We start from the raw sequence: 18456 nt of genomic DNA, 5'->3' as shown, positions 1-18456 counted from the left end.
GCCATCACGCTCGTCATCAGCGCGGCCCTCATGCTCCTCGCGCAGGCGCACAATTTCATCCTCCTCTTTGTCGCCCTCGAAACCGTCACCGTTGGATTCTACATCCTCGTCAGTTACTTCCGACACAACCCGCTCACCCTCGAAGCCGGCCTCAAATACCTCATCACCGGCGCGCTCAGTTCCGGTCTCCTCCTCTTTGGCATCGTCCTCCTCTACGGCGTGGCCGGCACCCCCGCGCTACCCGGCGCACTCACCGGCGGCGAACCGATGGATTTCTCCCACCTCCGCCTCTTCCTCGCCACCAACCCGCACAACTTCCTCGCCAGTGTCGGCATCGTCCTCGTCCTCAGCGGCGTGTGCTTCAAGATCGGCGCCGTCCCCTTCCAAATCTGGATACCCGACGTTTACCAAGGCGCGCCAACCCCCGTCACCGCGTTTCTCGCGGTTGGTTCCAAAGCCGCTGGATTCACCATCCTCCTCACCCTCGTCAACGTCTTCGGAGCCTACGCCCCGCTCATGACCAAGGTGCTCACCATCGTGACCATTGCGACGATCCTCTTTGGCAACCTCGCCGCCCTCACGCAGCACAACGTCAAACGCCTCCTCGGACTCTCCGGCGTCTCACATGCCGGCTATCTGCTCATCGGTATCATCGCCCTCCTCAACACCAACCCCGCCGCCGGCTCGCACGCCATCGGCGCGATCAACTTTTACCTCCTCGCCTACCTCCTCGCCAGCTTTGCCGTTTTCGGCGTCATGGCCCACGTCTCCGGCACCGACGACGCCAAACAGGAGCTCGACGACTACAACGACCTCGGCAAGACGCATCCCTTCCTCGCCATCATCCTTGCCATCGGCCTTGGCTCGATGGCTGGCATCCCGCCGCTGGCCGGCTTCATGGGCAAACTCTTCGTCTTCCTCGCCGCCTTCCGAGCCGAACTCTACCTCCTGCTCGCCATCGCCATCGTTGGCGTCGTGATCTCGATCTACTATTATTTCGGATGGATCAAAGCCGCCTTCTTCAACGTCTGGCGCGCACCCCTTCTCGAAGGTGAAACCGACCCCCGCCCCCCCCGCACACCTGTTGGCGTGCTCGCTGGCGCGACGCTTGTCGTCCTTGCCACCGCCTCGATTGTCCTCGGCATCTGGCAAGGCCCGCTCGGCAACTGGCTCATCCTGCGCTAGAGCATTTTCGGTTTATTTTGTCTCACGCAGAGACGCAGAGAACGCAGAGCCGGAAAAATATAATGTTTGTAATTTATTCATAATTAGTCGGTGCTGAAGAACCATTTAATTTCCTATCAAGGAGCAAGTTAACGCTTGAGACTGGAGTGAGATTTTCCCAGAAAAGGGCAATTTATAAAGAAAATCTGGGAAAAAGATGAAGCCAAAGGAAAACAAGCACGAGAGACAGAGGGAAATGTTCAAGATGGAGTTAATAATGTTGGTGAACATGAACCATCCGATGGTGAAGCTGGCCGGGAATATAAACTGGGCCGAGTTTGACAAGCATTTGGGGCCGACGTATCATGAGAGGTTGGGGCAGCCCGGGTTGGGGACGAGGTTGATGGTATCGTTACATTATTTGAAGTATCAATATGATCTGAGCGACGAAGAGGTGCTGGAGCATTGGGTGGAGAATCCATATTGGCAATATTTATCGGGGATGCAGTATTTTGAGCATGAGAAGCCGATAGACTCGTCGAGCATGACGAGGTGGAGGAAGAGATTGGGGGAGAGTGGAGCCGAACAGATGCTCAAGCAGACGATAGAGAGCGCGGTGAGGATGAAGGGGTTAAAGCCGGTGCAGGTGGTGCATATCAACGTTGACACGACGGTGCAAACCAAGGAGATACGTTATCCGACCGATGCGAGATCGTATGATCGGGCGAGGGAGAGGCTGGTGAAGGAAGCGCGGAAAGCCGGGCTGAAAGTGAAGCAGAGTTATGAACGGGTAGGGAGGGGATTATTGATGATGGCCGGGCGCTATATGCATAGCCGAAAGATGAAGAGAACGAAGGCATGTGTGAGGAAACTGAGGACGAATCTGGGCCGTGTGATACGAGAGATAGAGAGACAAAAGCCTGTGGCGGCATTGCAAGGGTTGCTGGAGACGAGCAAGCAAATTTACAAACAAAAGACAGCAGACAAAAACAAAGTGTATAGTGTGCATGAGCCAAAGGTGAAATGCATATCGAAAGGGAAATCGGGAAAGAAATATGAATTTGGACAGAAGGTAAGTGTGGCATCGACGAGCAAGGGAGGCTGGCTGTTGGGAGCGTTATGTATGCCAGACAATCCGTATGATGGGCACACGCTTGAAGCGCAAATGGAGCAGGTAAAACGGCTCTATATTGAAAAACAGGGGTCGAAAACGGCGCACGTGGACATGGGTTATCGAGGGCACAATTATGAGGGACCGGTGGAGGTGATCGTGGACAAACGCAGGCGAGGGAAAATCCCCAAACGAGTCTGGCGCTGGATGAAACGCCGTGCCGCCATTGAGCCGACAATCGGACATCTCAAGAATGAACATCGTATGGAGCGCAACAAGTTACGCGGATTGATCGGAGACAAGGTCAATGCCATCCTCAGCGCCGCCGCGATGAACTTCGGAAAGCTCCTGGCTTTCCTTTTGGCCTTTTTTTCCCGCCTTCTGCTCGCGCTTTTTCCCGCCTTGCGCACCTCGCCATGCTTCAAACTCGCTTAATACCGCCCTTCCTCAGCACCGACTAATTAGCAATCTGTGTTTTCTCTGCGCCTCTGCGTCTCTGCGTGATCTCTTAAACCTTGCGACAAATTGAACCGACAATGCTCTACTCCAGAGATGCTACTCCGCCGCGAGGAAATCCATCTGCGCGGGGTCCACGCGGCCGGCGAGGAGTTTGCGCAGGAAAAGGCCCCGGTGCTGGACGCAGGGCCCCAGTCGTAACACGGCCTCGCGGTGCTCCTCGGTGCCGTAGCCTTTGTGCTGGGCGAAACCGTAGCCCGGGTGCCTCGCGTCCAGTTCCGTCAGGAGGCGGTCGCGCGTCACTTTGGCGATGATCGAGGCCATCGCAATGCAGAGGGAGCGGGCGTCGCCTTTGACAATGCCCAAGTGGGGATAGGGGAAACTTTTCAACGGGAGGCCGTCGATGATGATGCGGCAGGAGACGCGGTTGCGCCAGGCGGCGAGTTCAGCCTCCGTCGAAAAGAGGTCGGGCTCCACTTGCTGCTGGAAGGCCTCGGGAGGGTGGATGCACTCCAAGGCGCGCCGCATGGCGAGCTTGGTCGCGCCAAGGATGTTGAATTGCTCGATCTCGGAGACTTCGGCCACGCCGCAGCCGACGCGGATGGCGTTTTCCACGGCGAGGGTCTCGAACTCGAAGGCGAGGGCGTCGCGTTCGGGGGCGCTGAGTTGCTTGGAGTCGTTGACGCGGGAGGCGTTGTGCGCAACCCAGCGGCTTTCCAAAAAAACGCGACGCACGAGCACCGCTGCCGCCACGACGGGGCCGGCCAGCGCGCCGCGTCCGGCTTCATCGACGCCGATAAGTTCGGCGTGCCCGGCGAGGTTGCGCAGGTCGAAGCCGCGGAGTTGGGGAGGCTTGGGCGTCAGCGGGGCCGCGCCTGCGGTTTCGCCGGTTGCTCCGGCCTCGTCGGGTTCGCCGCCTGTTTTTTCTTCACTCATTATGCGTCATTCTTCGGCAGTGGCTCGTCCGATGGATTTGAATTCGATGCGCTCCCTGGGTTCGGGCAGGGGGAGTTCGTCGAGTTTGCCCGCCTCTTTCACGACTTCGTAGGCGGTGCGGAAGTGGAGCTTGGCAAAGTCGCCGAGGGCGCGGACACCGAATTTTCGGATGATCTCGTGGGCTTGTGTTTTGACGAGGGCGCTCGCGCCTTTTTGCAATGGCGCGCCGAAGCGTTTGGAGAGTTCGCGCATGATGCGCACGTATTCGGCGCGCGCCACGATGGAGGCGGCGGCCACCACAGGGTCTTCCTCGGCCTTGGTCCTCATGCGCAGGTCGAAGCCTGGGGGGAGGAGGGCGGGAGCGGGGGGGGGGGGGGGGGAGGCGAGGCGCTTGAGTTCGCGTTGCACGAGGGGTTGTTCGCTAAACTGATCGAGGAGGCCCCAGTGCACGGGTTTTTCGCCGAGCGCCTGAAGGAGCGCCTTGGCGTGCTGCCAGGCGAGGAGTTTGTTGAGGCTGGCGCGGGGACGGGCCATCAGTTCGTTGTACTTGGGCATGCCGCAGTATAGAGTGCGGGCGACAACGCCGGGGGTCTCGCGGATGAGGCGGTCGAGTTCGAGGATGCGGTTTTCGGTGATTTTTTTCGAGTCCTGCACGCCGGCCTTGCGCCAGGCTTCGATGGCGGATTTTTCGGCAATGACGGTGGCGGCCACGACGGGACCGAAGAAGTCGCCTTTACCGCTTTCGTCGAGGCCGGCGTGGGGTTCGAACCAGTCGGGGTGGAGGACTTCGTCGTAACCGAGTTTGGCGGACTTGGTGACTTCGGGTTCGATCACGTCGCGCACAAAGTCCTCCGTGCCACGCCCGGCAATGACGACTTTGCCGCTGGTGTAGGCGCTGACGTTGACCTTGAGGTGATCGGCCTTGTAGGCGAAGTAGGTGTAGGGGACGTCAAAAGGCGTCCAGTGGCGGGACTTGCAGATGTCGTCAAGGAGCCGCAACTGGGTGTCGTTGAGCTTGACGGTATAGGAGGCAATTTTCTTCGGCGCCTCGTCATCGGAGGCCGTCTTTTTTGGCATAACGCGCCATCGTGGCGGGGCGCGGCGGAGGGTCAATCCCGACGCGCAGGGCTGGCAGAAGTCGGGGACTTGACGGGCTGCGGCACGCGCATGGTGAAGGCCGGCAGAACCGTATACACGCGGCGTCCTTGGTCGTCGATGCCGTGAAAGCTGCCGTGGGCCACGCCGTTGACCGCCGCGATGTGGTAGCTGCTGTAGGAAAATTCCTCTCCCGGCGCGAGACGCGGGGTCTCGCCCACGATCTTGTCGCCCTCGACCACGATACGCGTGCCGTCCTCCTGCACGATCACCCACTTGCGCGCCAGTAGTGTGACGGTGTGCTCGGAGTCGTTGCGGAATGTGATGAAATACACGAAGGCATGAGGTTTTCCCTCCGGCAGGCACTTGCCGCCGTAGTGGTAAACGAGTTTGTCGAGGCGGGCGCTGAGGCCCGGCAATGGAATGGACGCTGGCACAGTGGAATTTTTAGATACACTGGAACAAACGCAGCCCGGCCCGGTTTGCAACCTGCCATGCAAAGTGTCCTGCAGGAGGAGGCGGTGGGAGCGCACAAAAACCGCATGCGTTAATCCGCAAAAAACCACGCGAAATCCGCGCGAAATCGACTCGAACTGACGCTCGCCCTCGCTGGCGGATTGCGTTTTGCTGATCGGCACCATGCGCATTTTAGTCACTGGTGGCAGTGGATACATCGGGCGGGTTTTGGTGCGGCATCTCCTCGATGCCGGCCACTGGGTTCGGGTCGTGGACCGCACCTACGCGGCCCTCCCCGGCGCGGAGATGCACGTCATCAACCTATGCCAGCCGGAGCCCATTTACGAAGCGCTCAAGGGCATCGAGGCCGTGGTCCATTTCGGCAACCACAGCAATCAGGGGCGCGGCACGGCGCAAACCGTGCTCGGCGAAAATTCGCTGATGAACACCAATGTATTTCAGGCGATGGCCGACATGGGCATCCCGCGCGTGATCTATGCGAGTTCCGTGCAGGCCATGACTGGCTGGCCCGGGCCTGATTTCCAGGACACGCCCCCCCCCCGCATGCGCTCCCCGTTGATGGCGACACTCCGCCGTATCCGGGCAACGCCTACGCTCTGAGCAAGGTGCTGGGCGAGGAAATGCTGCGCTACTACGCCCGCGTGCACGGGCTCTCCGCCGTGGCCCTGCGCCTCCCGTTCGTCATCCCGGGCCGGACCCGGAAGTGGAAGGATCATCTCACGATGTCCGATCCCGGACGCCGCCATGAATTTGCCGGCTGGCTCTGGGTGGACGATGTGGCGCGCCTCGTGCTGGCCATTTTCGCCCGCGATGTGAGCGAGTTGCCGGGGTTTCGCATCTATCATCCCAGCGGAGTATCCCCCGACGACATTTCCTCGCCCGAGGAACTGGCCCGCACTCATCTGCCGAACGCGCCGCGACGTCATCCAGGCCAGCCGCTCACCAGCCTGATCGACACCAGTCGCATCACCAAGGAAACGGGCTGGACGCCCACTCCTCTGGAAGATGTCCCTGAACGCTCGCGTCAGGATCTAATGGGGAAAGGCTGATTTTAGAACATCACCCCATCGTGATGAATTCATTCTTACTTGCGTTCGCCTAAAATATAAGGCCCGTCGTAACCGAGCGAAATGATTGAAACGGTTCGGAAATCGGCCCGAAACGGGTCAAAATCGGTAACCGGCGCGAAATGGGTGCCCCTCCCCCATCCGCGACATTATCATGAACGCCCGGACGCCTGCCGAGGCCATCGACGGCGTGCAAGCATTCTGCGCGGTGAAGTTTGATTCATCGCGGTCGGCGCGAGTGATGGAGGAGGCGATGCTGGCGATCACGGCCAACGGCGTCGCCAGTCGGGCGCGATGACCCATTTCAAACATTTCGCATACGCCACGCGGGCCGGTCCTTTCAAACATTCGCCGACACGCTCGCTTTTGGAGCCCTCCCCCAGAGGGTAAATCAAACCAGATCAGGCCAGATCATGGTATTTCAAACACTCCTCTCAGTGGAGCTACTAACAAGCGGATTATCAGTTAGTTAAGAAACTGGCGGAAGGGGAGGGATTCGAACCCCCGGAACCTTGCGGTTCAGCGGTTTTCAAGACCGCCGCAATAGACCACTCTGCCACCCTTCCTTAAAAAATAGACGCGAAGTGGAACAACCCAACCGCATTGGGTCAACCCTTGCGAAACCATCACAACAGACCATCGCAGACCGCATTCCCTCCCCCCCCCTCCCCCCGGCTCGCGTAACACCATCTTCACCGTTTTTCGCCAGACAAGCGCCACAAGACGTGCATCGTTACCCACCATGTCGTCTCGTTCGCAAACCGCTCCCGCCTGGCAATGGCTCTACGTCCTTCTGCTTATTGCCACCATCATTTGGGCCTCCAGCCACGGTCAGGTCGCCGGCCCTAAAATCACCAATTTCGACAAGCTCGCCCACTTCTCAGTCTTCGGCCTCATGGCCACCCTTGTTCTTCGCCAAGTCGGCATCCGCCGCTGGTGGCTCGCCCTGCTGCTCGTGTCCGCCTTTGGCGCGACGGACGAGATCCACCAAAGTTTCACTCCCGGCCGTTCAGCCGACATCCGCGACTGGGTCGCGGACACCCTCGGTGCCATCACCGCCATCGCCCTTTACAGTCTCGTTGGCCCCTACCGCCGCCTTCTCGAAACCCGCCCGCCTCGCAAGAACCACGATTCCAAGGCACGATCGTCCGCCGACAAGCAGGTCATCGCAGCCGAGACCGAGACTGGCAACGCCACCACATGACCCCCGCAGAACCGACCCCCGTTCAACGCATCGCCAATCTCCGCGCCGAACTCGCCCGCCACGACGAGCTCTATTACCGGGCGGCGCGGCCCGAGATCAGCGACTACGACTACGACCGTCTCAAACGCGAACTCGCCAACCTCGAATCGCAACACCCGCAACTCGACCTCGGCGATTCCCCCACCCTTCGCATCGGCGACGACCGCGTCGAAGGCTTCACGCGCGTGCGTCATCGGCAGGCCATGCTCACGCTCGACAACACCTACGACGAAGGCGAACTCCGCGAATTTCACGTCCGCGTCGTCAAAGCCCTTTCCAAAGAAAATCCCCCCCCCCCCCCTCCTCCGCCTCCCAGCCCAACCACCACCGCCACAAAACCCACCGAACAACTGGACCTGTTTGCCCCCGTCCCCTCCCCCCCTCCCCCCCCCCTGCCTCCAGCCACGTTCGATGCGAACATCGCCTACATCGTCGAACCCAAGATCGACGGCGTTTCCATCTCCCTCACCTACGAACACGGCAAACTCACGCAAGCCATCACGCGCGGCGACGGCACTGAAGGCGACGACGTCACCGCCAACGTCAAAACCATCCACGGTCTCCCGCACACCCTCTGTCATGCCCCCGGCACTACCACGCCCCTGCCCGCGCTGATCGAAATTCGCGGCGAGATCTTTCTGCGCGAAGAAGAATTCCGCCGCATCAACCAGCAACAAGAGGAAGCCGGCGACGCCCCCTACGCCAACCCCCGCAACCTCGCCGCCGGCACCCTCAAACAACTCGACCCCACCCTCGTTGCCTCGCGCCGCCTCGAAATTGTCCTCTACGGACTCGGCGCCTGCGAACCCGCCGTCCCCCCCCCCCCCCCCTCCGCTCCCACCGACGCCCTCGGCTTCGACTCGCAGACCACTTACCAGCGACAACTCATCGCCTGGGGCCTCCCCACCGTGGAAAAAATCTGGTCAGTTCGCGGCATCGACGCCGTCTGGACCGCCATTCAGGAACTCGACCGCCTCCGCCGCACCTTCGCCTACGCGACCGATGGCGCCGTCGTGAAACTCGATCTCTTTGCCCAGCAAAAAATCCTCGGCTACCGCGGGGCTGACGCCACCGGACGCGCCCAAGAAGCCCGCAAACTCTCCCCGCGCTGGGCCTGCGCCTTCAAATTTCCGCCCGACCGGGCAAAAACGCGCCTCCGCGCCATCACCATCCAAGTTGGCCGCACCGGCGTCCTCACCCCGGTTGCCGAACTCGACCCCGTGCTCCTTGCCGGCAGCACTGTCCGCCGCGCCACCCTGCACAACGCCGACGAAATCGCCCGCAAGGACGTACGCATCAACGACACCGTGCTCATCGAAAAAGCCGGCGAAATCATCCCCGCCGTCATCAACGTCATCGTCGAAAAACGCCCCCCCGACAGCATCCCCTACGCATTTCCCCAAAACTGCCCCGCCTGCAACACACCCGCCGTCCGCATCGAAGGCGAAGTCGCCTGGCGCTGCCTCAATCCCCACTGCCCCGGAAAAATGCGCCGCCGCATCGCTCACTTCGTCTCCAAAGCCTGCCTCGACATCGAGGGCTTGGGACGCGAGATCGTCGAACTCCTGCTCGACCACAACCTCATCAAAACCATCCCCGACCTCTTTCGCCTCACCCGCGAACAACTCCTCCCGCTCAAAAAATCCGGAGAAACCTGGTCCGGCAACCTCATCAACGCCATCGCCGCCCGCCGCACCGCCGACCTCTGGCGAGTCATCCACGGACTCGGCATCCCGCAAGTTGGAGCCGCCGCCGCCAAGAACCTCGCCCGCGCCTTCCGTTCGCTCGACGCCCTTGCCGCCGCCACGCTCCCCGACCTCGAACGCCTTCCCGACTTCGGCGCCACCACCGCGCAAGCTGTGCGCGACTGGTTTGCCGACCCGCACAACCAGGAACTCATCGCCGACCTGCAACGCGCCGGCCTCGCGCCCACCCCGCCTGCCGCCGCTGCGACCAACCACCCCTTGGCCGGCAAAACCATCGTCCTCACCGGCACGCTCCCCACGCTCACGCGCGAGCAAGCCACGGAAAAAATCGAAGCCGCTGGCGGCAAAATCAGCACCAGTGTGTCCAAGAAAACCCACTACGTCCTCGCCGGAGCCGAGGCGGGTTCCAAACTGGAAAAAGCCCAAAAACTCGGCGTCCCCATCCTCGACGAAGCCGCCTTCCTGCAACTGCTGGACGACCCCACTGCCGTCGCCGTCCTCCCCCCCCCCCCCTCCCTGCCGGCTACTCCGGGATGAATCGCACCGCCAGCCGCGCATCGGACGAATCGGGGACAAACGCCACCGTCAGAACCGACACCCCCTGATTTTGCTTTTCCGCCCTCGTCGGCGGGAGCGCGGATTCAACCGAAAAACTCGCCTGGGCCGGTGCCAACAATTCCGCCCGCAACTTGCGTCCCTCAAGGACCAGAACCGCTGCATGCCCATCGTCCGAAACCGTGATGTGAGCCGGTGTCAGCATCCGCCACGTCAACGACTGGCCCGCACCCAAGCCCTCGACCCTGTCTTCAATCATGACCGCCTTGCGCTCCGGCATGGAAACACGACGCGTCATTTTTTTTACTTTTCCCGGATAGACGTCCGTCAAATCCACCTCCGCCATGCCCCCCTCCGGCTTGCTCTCGAACTGGATGATGCGTGCCGTGGCCGTCGGCGACTGCAACCCATCGGCGACCGTGAGCGTATTGTGACTGCGGTTGTTGAGACGGTAATATTGCCACCGCTGTCCGCCCTCCCTGTAATCAAAATACTTTGGAAGACCGTATTCTTCCGGTCCGAGGTCAACCGCCCACCGCACGCCCCCGGCATCGAGAACAAACGAACCGAGATCCAGATGACTATGGGGCACCGCATTAGTCCCGCCCTTCAATCCCACCCACAACGCGTTCGTATCGGACCTCCCACTACGCAGGACCAAAAACTCCCCCTTGCCCCGGAAATGCGCGTCCAGCGGCAACCTCTCCATCGCGTCCCCAACCACGGTCGCAGGCGCCTCGGTTCGTTCCGGGAAAAAAATTGCGCCAAACACCAGTCTCCGTCCGCCCAAGCCCCGCCTCAGATTGCGATCGGACGCGGGTGACAAGGCCCGCAGCCTTTCCTGCAATCGCCGGCGAATCTCGGGCAACGCATCCGGACGCTCAAAGCGCCTGGCCAGCCACGCGAGCACCGGCGACGCCGATTCATAATCACGAATCGGTCCGCCATCGGCAAAATTGAACGAAACCCCGCTCGGCCCGAAAAGTTGCAACGCATAATCAAGAGTTCGGTCAAAGCCAGGCAACTTCGACACGCCGGCGTCGCCCTCCGGCGTTTCCGCCAGCATGGCAAGCGTGTCAACCAGGTAGGACGTGCCGTAATTCCAGTAAGTCGGCCCCTCCGGCCATACACCGTCGGGCGCGTAACCAGCCATCGCCAGCGGCAGCGACTCCCGCGCACCGGCAAGCACCAGCGCGGCCAGTTCCGGCTCCTCATCGCGCAAGGCCAGAGCCGCGGCGACAAAGCCCCCGTTGCACACAAAATTCCAGTTGTTCAACGTCGTGTCCCTCGCACCAAACGCCCGCCATTTCAATTCGCCCCGTCCTGAACGATCGTACGCCACGGGCGCCATGCTCAGAAGATTTCTGACGAGGGCTGCGCGGATGACCGCGCGATCCTCCATCGACAATTCCTGCCGCAACCACGAATAGCCGACCGCCACGCCAAAGCCCATCTCCGCCGTGTCCAGAAAATGACGCGGATTCCAATCAGGGAAGGCGCAAACGTTGAGCAAATCGCGCCGCGCCGCCTCAAAGTGGCGTTCGTCTCCATCGATCAAATACACAAACGCGCTGGTGACGATGCGGCTGGCGGCGGCGCGCGATTGACCCAGCATGTCGCGCGCGCCCGGTTTCAAATGCGTATTGGGAGGCAGCGTAAGATTCACCTCCGCCGCCTCCCGGATTTTGATCAACAACTCCGCCATGAGCGGATCGTCTGTCATCAACTGACGGATACACGCAATCCGCGTATCGGACATAAGAATACGTTGAGAATGTTCCCCGGCGAAAGCATCGTTCTCCACAACCGCCGCCCGAACACCCGGCAATGGCAGGGCGGCAAAAAACAGACCAAGGGCTGCGAGGAAACAAAGAAACGTCATGGTGGAAAAACCTGGGGTGGAAGAGCGTGAAACGGCGATTTGATTCGTGAAATTAACGCCGCAGCATTCGCCCGCGCCAACCGATCACGCAAGCCAGCGCTCCCAATACCCCGAACAGCACTGACGATGTGGCTGACTCTGGAATAGGGGCGATGGCAGAGAATGAGGCCGGCGCGGAGTTATAGAGGCGAAAGAGATCGTAATCGATATCGCTGCTGTTCGTGGTGCCGGAGTTGGAGCCGCCGAGCAGGGAGAAGTTGCCGCCCGTCAATCCGGTGGTCACCACGCTGGAGTTGATCTTGAACGTGACCGTGGCCAGAGCTGTGCCGCTGGTGTCGATCGCGCCGCCATCGGTGCGTCCGAACAGCTTGGCCGTGATCCATCCATCGGCAGCCGTGCTGAACGTGAAACCGATGTGGTTGATCGAGGCCGTCGCTCCGGTCGTCACAGCAAGCGAACCGTTGACGCTGATGGAGCTGACGGTACTTCCGGATGCATTGATCATTGAACCGCTTCCACCACTAATGAGTAGATTGAAGCTGTTGGTCGAATTGGCAGACAGGGCGATGCGAAGCACGCCGCCGGTTGGAGTGCCGCCCGTCAGATCAATGGGGCGAAACCAATTGTCATAAACCGAGGGGAGGCTGTTAACTCGAAAAAACAAATCAGCGCCGCCGTTGAGATGAACGTAGTCGTCCACTTTGGTGGACAACGCAGCCCAGGAATTGGCCGCACTGGTCGGCGTGAAAGTGACTGCAGGAAAATAGCCGCCGGAGGTGGTGGTGGAATTTTTGACCACGTGCAGGTAAGAGCCTTGGCCGAGGGGATTGGCGGTGGTGAGCGAACGCTGATAGATCGCGGTATTGCTGCCGAGCGCGCCCGTGCCGCCGACCGTGACGATGTTGCCGGACTCGAAACCCGCCTCGAAAATCAAGGCGGCCCGGGCCGTGTCCGGTGAAGCAAGCAGCAGGAAACCGAAACCGGCGAGGAGGAGGAGGGAGGGAAGCAAACGCTTCGTCACGGAATACGAGGAGTAGTGTGTCGTTGTCATAGTGGTAATGTCGGATGCGTTGATGTTGAGAGGGATGTGGCAATCGCCGGACCTGATGACATGCCCTTCGCTGCGTTTCCCTTATCTCAACTTCATCCAATGCATGCCAGGGAACAACCCTCACGCCACTAACACAGTTCAGTGACTGCGTTTGAATGCTTTTGTCGCCCGTTCATGTCATGCGCTTGCCAAGACCATCCGGGCTTTTCTCCAGGAACGTCTTGCCCGGCACCCATACGCCAGGGACAAGTATCTGCTCAGGCCGGTCCGGGAGCCCGCGTGACCCGCGGTACAATGCCGCCACCAGAAAATCCACCGCCACCTCCCCGATGTGAAAGGAGTCTTCGTAAATACCCGCCAAACTCCCGCCCAGCCCCGGCACACTTGCGCAGGCCACCGCCAAGTCCTGCGGCACCCGGCAACCAGCCTTGGATATGATACCCAGCAAACGCGGATTGCCGGTGATCACCGCATCCGGGCGGTATTCATCAAACCACGCTCGAAAAGCCTCCGCTGTAATCACCTCCTCGTCGAGTGGCGGGATGCGCCCGCCGCGTCCGCACAGGTGCTGCTCCACCAGATAACCAGCCAGGAAATTGTTATCTGCGCGAGCATCAGTGGTAAACGAGTGCGCGAATCCGATCCGCCGATACCCCGCGCGCAACAGTCGGCGCATGATCTCCTTGACCGCTCGAAATTGCGTCGGAGCCACCGTATGCAGAAGCGGACTGGCGAGTGAATACCCAAAGGTCACCGATGCAAAACGTTCGAATGGAAACTCCAGCGTCATGTTGGGACCGGGCTGCGGACACACGAGAATGCCCTCGATATTGCGCGTAATAAAAATCCGGGCCAGCCGTCCCGCAGTCATATTCCGCTGGGCGATATCAAAAACCTCCACCTTGTAACCATGCTCCGAGGCGCGCTTGCAGCTGCCCTCGTAATAATCCCTGAACATCATCACCTCGTTCCACCGGCGCGAGTGAGGCGGGATCAGTTCCGTGTTTACGAGCCAGGCGAGAACTCCGTGGTAACTTGCCGACCGGGATCGAGTCCGGTAATTGGCAAGCGCCGACAACATAGGGTCCGGCGCATATCCCACGCGCGCGGCCGCATCGCGTATCCGCTGCCTTGTATCGGGAGGGATGCTGGGATGGTTGCGCATGGCCAGCGACACCGTGGACCGCGCCACCTGCGCCGCCCTTGCCACGTCCGCCTGGGTTGCTCTACGCAGTCCACTCATCTGTGTTAGTGAACCGGACGTTGAACCCTGTCGTCAAATCCAAACAATCCACGCCATTACTCATCATTCGCATCCTATTCTATTCACCAGCCTCCCCCCCCCCCCCCCAGTTCCACCCATTTGCCTTTCACTCAAACCGGCCACGTTCATGAACCCCTCACCGCTTTCTTCTTCGTCCGTCACCAGACAACCGCTTCATGCTCCGTTGTTTTCCGAGAAACAAGGCTTCACGCTCATCGAACTACTCGTCGTCATTGCCATCATCGGTATTCTGGCCGGGATAGCTTTTCCCGTGTTTCAGCGTGCGCGCCGGGCCGCTGACCGAGCCGCCACCACCAACAGCCTCCGTCAAATCGGCTCCGCCATTCAACTCTACACCAACGACTATAAAGGACGTCTTCCCGGCCCGCTCTGGACCTACAATTTTTCGTGGTACAGCACCGGCGACAACGGCACATTGGGTTACCACCTTTGGAGCTATCTGAATATTCCCCAGCCAACCGCAAAAGAAAAGGTGGCAACCATCCTGACCAATCCCGCCAACACCCGCTATCGTCAGGATTCCCAAAGCCCCGTTTACGGCCTCCGCGACACTATTCCGGACACAAGCAATCCCGTTGAAGCCAGTTACCCCACCCTGGCAAAGGTTTTTGGGCAAAAAAGTGGTTACGACCCCATCGATCCCGCCAAACAACCCAAGAATCTTTCGCAGCTCGCAGACTATCCCCTGTCCCGCCTCAAGGCGATATGGGACGTTGACCAGAAAAACGTGAGTTCGGGCCAATCACGCTGGCCGCAACTTCCACCTGAACCCGTCCTTGGCAATATCCGCATGGCCCTTTTCTTCGACTGGCACGTCGCGCCCCTTCCCGTCAAGTAATTAGTAATTGGATACACCGGATCACGCTGAAAGTGTGTGTGTGTGTGTGGGGGGGGGGGGGGTAATCCTAAAAAATTGCTCAGAATCCCTCGGAGAGCGGTGCCACCGCGCGTCCCAAATCCGGCTGCGGATAATGCACGATGTATTTATCTTTAAAATACACATCGCCGAGCGTCTCCTCCAACGACAGCACCCGGGCGGGTGCGAGACCGAGCGCAGCTTCCTCGTCCGCCAGACTGCCGCCCTTCCAATAAACGATGCCGTTGGCAGGCGTGTGTTTTGCACCCGCGCGCACCCGCGGTTTGACCAGTTGCACAAAACCGGGAAGCGATGTCACCGCGCGTCCCGTCACGAAATCGTAACTACGGTTGAGTATTTCGACGCGCACGTTTCTGGCCTCCACATTGCGCAGTCCGAGCCGGCGGGCGATGTCGGCGACCACGGTGATTTTTTTCCCCACCGAATCCGCCAGCGTGAAGTGAGCCTGCGGATACAGCGCCGCCAGGATCAGGCCGGGGAAGCCGCCGCCCGTCCCCACATCCAGCAACGTGGCGCCCGCCTCAAGGCGCAGGAGCTTCACCGCCGCGATGCAAGGCGCGTAGTGATGCCACTCCAGGTTTTCGATGTCTTTGCGCGAAACCAGATTGATCTTCGCATTCCATTCACGGTGCAGCGCGGACATGCGGATGAGCAGGTCCCATTGAGCAGGTGTGACTTCCGGGAAAAAGGGCCGAAGGCGTTGCATAGGCGTCGGGAAAAACCGCCACCATGTAAGGAAGCCCCCGGCGTAACGAATAAAAATTCATCCCTTTCCCGTTCGCCCCTTTGCAGGCGTATTTCCCCTGCCCTGAAAAAAGAGTAAAAAATCGCTTGCCACACTCCCGCAAAGCATCCTTCTTCGCCCTTCCCTTTCATGGGCTCTTAGCTCAGTTGGTAGAGCGCCTCAATGGCATTGAGGAGGTCAGCGGTTCGAACCCGCTAGGGTCCACCACTTTTCCCACGAAACCCGCTTCTCATAGGAGCGGGTTTTATTGTTGCCTATCGCCAGACACCGCCCAAAAGGGCGTTTATGGCAAGCAAACGGCAAGCAGGGCAGCAAGCGGACGGCAAGCAGGCTGGCGGATGGGAACCCCCTCGTGGCATCCGTTATTCCTACGATGACACACGCCCGAACGCTCCTTTTTACCTCCATTGGCGCGATGAAAAGGGAGTGCGCAAAGCCAAGGGCTACCCCGATGAAAAGGCCCGCGAGATCGCCGCAAAAGACCTCGCCGACAAGCGTTCCAAGCATGGCGACGTGATCCTTACCTTCGATCCGGCAAAATGGGCGCGCTACGTCGAGTTTCAGAAGATCGTTGGCGAGAACGTTGACCCCATCGTTGTTGCCCACGAGTGGCGCGCATCAAAACAGGGGAAACCGCAGGCCGAAGGCTTGACTGTTAGCAAGGCGTTGGAGCGTTACTTCACCCTGCGCGACGAGGAAAAGAGTTGGGGTGACGATGCGAAGCGACACGCCGACAAGCATCTCAACAAACGCTTCGCCGCCAAGTTTGGATCGTGGCGTTTAAACGATGTAGGAACCGATGACGTGCGCGAATGGCTGCGCGATCTGAAGGACGACAAGGGCGGCGTGATCGGGTCGCACGGCATCAAGGATCATCGCAAGAACGTGAAGACGTTTTTCGACTACTGCCTACGCGAGAGGTGGGGCGCGGTCGAAAACCCGGTCGAGCGGATCAAGCCGCCAAAGACTGATGACGGCGACCCGGTTGTTATCCCGCTGCGCGACGCATGGGACTTTTTCTGCGCCAACCGCGATGAGCGCGTGATTGGCCGCATCGCCTTGGAGGCGTTCGCGGGCATCCGCTACACGACGGCAGGCGCGATTACGAAGGATGCAATCAACTTCGACGGACGCGGCATCCGCATGGCGGCGCGCATCCACAAGAGCGGCAAGAAGGACGGGCGCACTCGCTACCGGCAGGGGCATCCCAGCAACCTTTGGGACTGGCTGAAGCACACGCCGGAAAAGACGTGGAAAATGACGCCGCTCAACTACCGCGAGGCAAAGCGTTACGCCAGCATCCGCGCCGACCTCCGCCCCATCGAGAACGCCAGCGAGGAAGACGCAGCGAAGATCGAGGGACTGCGCAACATCTGGCGGCATTCGTTCATCAGCTACCATCTAGCGCGGTTCAGGACGCCCGCGCTGACGCAATACCTGGCTCAGCACCAGAGCCCCAAGACGACGGAGGAATACGAGGGTATGGCCGATCACGACGACGCGGCACGCTACTTCATGATTACGCCGGACACCGTTCGGTTGACGTGGAAGATGTTCCTTGCCCTGCCGGTGGAGCCGGTGGCGGCGTTGGATTCGATGGCGCTCGCGGGACGGCTGGCGGGATAAAAGCGGCTTGAGACCAATGCGTTTAAACGCATTGGTGGAGGCGTGCCTATCGACCCCAATCAATTGATCTCGGATACCGAAAATGCGAAAGGGGTGAAGCTTGCTGAATTTATTGCCGCTACCTCGGTGTGGGCGTCATTGGAAACATATCAGCATGTGATTACGTATTTCCCAGATGGTTGCTTGGTGCCAAACACGCGTCGGGCAAGGTGGGGCGACACCCTTCCTGATGGAGTCAATTTCGATAGCAACCAACAAGCCAGCGCGGCGATAAGGCTACTGACTGGTATTCCGCGCTCAAAGTCAGGGTTTAGCGCGTGCCACATCTACGAAGATTCGTGCTACGACACGCGCTATCACACCTGCGTCGCCAATTTGGTTCTCATTCCAGACTCGCTTGAGTCACTGACTGACCACTACCCCCATGTGATCGAGTGCCTGAAATACCGGGCATGGGAGCTTTATGAATGGAGAATCGAAGGGGAAATTGCTTGGGACGCGAGCCGCTCTTCCCCCGTGCTTCCTGACGGGTATCGGCTTTTGCAGTGGAGGGCACCTGTCCCCCTGTCTGACCGCATCCGACGTAACATCGAGAGGCGGGCGCGCTCCCTGCCGCATTAGTTTTCCGGGGCGCTGCGTATCAAGCTTCCCCATTCGCGAACCATGTCCTCCGTGCGTCCCCATGCGTGAACTGACACCCGCGTCGTTTTGTCTTCGATTCGGGTCAACTCAATCAGGCCCATGTAGTAGCCCCCAACCACAATGCTTATTTCTGCATAGCCATCAAATGTATGGAGAAAGGTATTTTGGCTTCCGCTGAGCAGGTCGTAGGTTTTTTGAGCATTATCGTTCCAGTAGCGGGCAAGTGTGAGGTAGTTTTGTTTCTTAATAAAAACCTCGGCAGAGCGTGCGCGTGCGCCTGCCTTGGTTGATTCAAGCGACCCCGGCGTCACGCAGCCGACTAGGGAAAGAGCGAAAGCAAGAAGGGTAAGGCGGGCAAGGTGCATGATGCCTTCCATTCCTCTTTTTACTCCAAAAGGCAATCATGATCGAACCCCTAACATCCCCTTCCGGTAGCTATTTGAGCAGATTGTGAATAACTCTTCCTTGTCGGACGCGGGACAAGCGTTTCAATCGGCCCCGAAGTCGCCCCCTGACGCGCGCTAACGTCCCGTTCGTC

At 59.8% G+C, this 18456-nt stretch carries 18 protein-coding genes and 2 tRNA genes; 11 read left to right on the top strand and 9 right to left on the bottom strand.

Features of this window, described 5'->3' with window-relative positions; all coding sequences use genetic code 11:
- On the top strand, positions 1 to 1185 hold a 1185-nt coding region (locus OBACDRAFT_RS14585), incomplete at its 5' end, for an NADH-quinone oxidoreductase subunit N (protein WP_043586748.1).
- Positions 1186 to 1381: 196 nt separating this feature from the next.
- Complete coding sequence (locus OBACDRAFT_RS14580; RefSeq protein ID WP_043586747.1) at positions 1382 to 2710, top strand: IS5-like element ISOpb2 family transposase; 1329 nt, start codon at positions 1382 to 1384, stop codon at positions 2708 to 2710.
- Between the two features lie 120 nt (positions 2711 to 2830).
- On the opposite strand, the gene OBACDRAFT_RS14575 is transcribed toward OBACDRAFT_RS14580, so the two are convergent.
- Genes OBACDRAFT_RS14575 through OBACDRAFT_RS14565 form a run of 3 tightly spaced genes read right to left on the bottom strand, consistent with a single transcriptional unit; the run spans position 2831 to position 5199 of the window.
- Complete coding sequence (locus tag OBACDRAFT_RS14575; RefSeq protein ID WP_081722072.1) at positions 2831 to 3667, bottom strand: ribonuclease HII; 837 nt, start codon at positions 3665 to 3667, stop codon at positions 2831 to 2833.
- Between the two features lie 6 nt (positions 3668 to 3673).
- Positions 3674 to 4744, bottom strand: coding sequence for a ribonuclease HIII (locus OBACDRAFT_RS14570; RefSeq protein ID WP_043586782.1), 1071 nt, complete (start codon positions 4742 to 4744; stop codon positions 3674 to 3676).
- A 32-nt stretch (positions 4745 to 4776) separates the two neighbouring features.
- On the bottom strand, positions 4777 to 5199 hold the full coding sequence (locus OBACDRAFT_RS14565) for a Co(2+)/Mg(2+) efflux protein ApaG (protein WP_043586781.1): 423 nt from the start codon (positions 5197 to 5199) through the stop codon (positions 4777 to 4779).
- A gap of 202 nt (positions 5200 to 5401) precedes the next feature.
- On the opposite strand from OBACDRAFT_RS14565, the gene OBACDRAFT_RS30785 reads away from it, so the two are divergent.
- From OBACDRAFT_RS30785 to OBACDRAFT_RS28325, 3 genes are all read left to right on the top strand, one after another.
- A complete protein-coding gene (locus OBACDRAFT_RS30785) occupies positions 5402 to 5839 on the top strand; it encodes an NAD-dependent epimerase/dehydratase family protein (protein WP_052362051.1) in 438 nt (145 codons plus the stop codon).
- 20 nt (positions 5840 to 5859) lie between these two features.
- Complete coding sequence (locus OBACDRAFT_RS30780) at positions 5860 to 6288, top strand: NAD-dependent epimerase/dehydratase family protein (protein ID WP_052362050.1); 429 nt, start codon at positions 5860 to 5862, stop codon at positions 6286 to 6288.
- 172 nt (positions 6289 to 6460) lie between these two features.
- Entirely contained in the window at positions 6461 to 6604 is a 144-nt protein-coding gene (locus OBACDRAFT_RS28325) for a hypothetical protein (RefSeq protein WP_157837096.1), read from the top strand.
- Positions 6605 to 6784: 180 nt separating this feature from the next.
- Here the strand turns inward: OBACDRAFT_RS28325 and OBACDRAFT_RS14555 are convergent.
- Positions 6785 to 6872, bottom strand: a tRNA-Ser gene (locus OBACDRAFT_RS14555).
- A 176-nt stretch (positions 6873 to 7048) separates the two neighbouring features.
- Here OBACDRAFT_RS14555 and OBACDRAFT_RS14550 point away from each other — a divergent pair.
- Positions 7049 to 7510, top strand: coding sequence for a VanZ family protein (locus OBACDRAFT_RS14550; protein WP_425601740.1), 462 nt, complete (start codon positions 7049 to 7051; stop codon positions 7508 to 7510).
- Positions 7507 to 9792, top strand: a complete 2286-nt coding sequence (ligA, locus tag OBACDRAFT_RS14545) for an NAD-dependent DNA ligase LigA (protein ID WP_081722071.1) — start codon at positions 7507 to 7509, stop codon at positions 9790 to 9792. Before OBACDRAFT_RS14550 ends, ligA begins: the two co-directional genes overlap by 4 nt.
- On the opposite strand, the gene OBACDRAFT_RS14540 is transcribed toward ligA, so the two are convergent.
- From OBACDRAFT_RS14540 to OBACDRAFT_RS14530, 3 genes are all read right to left on the bottom strand, one after another.
- Positions 9779 to 11692, bottom strand: a complete 1914-nt coding sequence (locus tag OBACDRAFT_RS14540; RefSeq protein WP_043586746.1) for a heparinase II/III domain-containing protein — start codon at positions 11690 to 11692, stop codon at positions 9779 to 9781. The genes ligA and OBACDRAFT_RS14540 overlap by 14 nt on opposite strands.
- Before the next feature lie 52 nt (positions 11693 to 11744).
- Positions 11745 to 12743 (bottom strand): hypothetical protein, encoded by a 999-nt coding sequence (locus OBACDRAFT_RS14535; RefSeq protein WP_043586742.1) that lies wholly within the window; start codon positions 12741 to 12743, stop codon positions 11745 to 11747.
- A gap of 172 nt (positions 12744 to 12915) precedes the next feature.
- Entirely contained in the window at positions 12916 to 13908 is a 993-nt protein-coding gene (locus tag OBACDRAFT_RS14530; RefSeq protein WP_232767159.1) for a substrate-binding domain-containing protein, read from the bottom strand.
- On the opposite strand from OBACDRAFT_RS14530, the gene OBACDRAFT_RS30775 reads away from it, so the two are divergent.
- Positions 13907 to 14866: a type II secretion system protein gene (locus OBACDRAFT_RS30775; RefSeq protein ID WP_269799070.1), complete on the top strand. Its 960-nt coding sequence runs from the start codon at positions 13907 to 13909 to the stop codon at positions 14864 to 14866. The two genes, OBACDRAFT_RS14530 and OBACDRAFT_RS30775, sit on opposite strands and share 2 nt — an antisense overlap.
- 79 nt (positions 14867 to 14945) lie before the next feature.
- Here the strand turns inward: OBACDRAFT_RS30775 and OBACDRAFT_RS14520 are convergent, their stop codons facing one another.
- Positions 14946 to 15611, bottom strand: a complete 666-nt coding sequence (locus OBACDRAFT_RS14520; RefSeq protein WP_043586737.1) for a 16S rRNA (guanine(527)-N(7))-methyltransferase RsmG — start codon at positions 15609 to 15611, stop codon at positions 14946 to 14948.
- 170 nt (positions 15612 to 15781) lie between these two features.
- Between OBACDRAFT_RS14520 and OBACDRAFT_RS14515 the strand changes: the two genes are divergently transcribed.
- The 3 genes from OBACDRAFT_RS14515 to OBACDRAFT_RS14505 all read left to right on the top strand — a co-directional run bounded on the left by OBACDRAFT_RS14515 (position 15782) and on the right by OBACDRAFT_RS14505 (position 17897).
- Positions 15782 to 15857, top strand: a tRNA-Ala gene (locus tag OBACDRAFT_RS14515).
- A 78-nt stretch (positions 15858 to 15935) separates the two neighbouring features.
- Positions 15936 to 17276: a tyrosine-type recombinase/integrase gene (locus tag OBACDRAFT_RS14510; RefSeq protein ID WP_043586736.1), complete on the top strand. Its 1341-nt coding sequence runs from the start codon at positions 15936 to 15938 to the stop codon at positions 17274 to 17276.
- A gap of 42 nt (positions 17277 to 17318) precedes the next feature.
- Positions 17319 to 17897 (top strand): hypothetical protein, encoded by a 579-nt coding sequence (locus tag OBACDRAFT_RS14505; RefSeq protein ID WP_043586734.1) that lies wholly within the window; start codon positions 17319 to 17321, stop codon positions 17895 to 17897.
- On the opposite strand, the gene OBACDRAFT_RS14500 is transcribed toward OBACDRAFT_RS14505, so the two are convergent.
- On the bottom strand, positions 17894 to 18283 hold the full coding sequence (locus tag OBACDRAFT_RS14500) for a hypothetical protein (RefSeq protein ID WP_157837095.1): 390 nt from the start codon (positions 18281 to 18283) through the stop codon (positions 17894 to 17896). The genes OBACDRAFT_RS14505 and OBACDRAFT_RS14500 overlap by 4 nt on opposite strands.
- Between the last annotated feature and the right edge of the window lie 173 nt (positions 18284 to 18456).

It is taken from the genome of Geminisphaera colitermitum TAV2, assembly GCF_000171235.2.
Taxonomy (GTDB): Bacteria; Verrucomicrobiota; Verrucomicrobiia; order Opitutales; family Opitutaceae; genus Geminisphaera; species Geminisphaera colitermitum.
The sequence above is the reverse complement of the archived record's forward strand: the minus strand, read 5'-3'. Positions and strand labels throughout refer to the sequence as shown.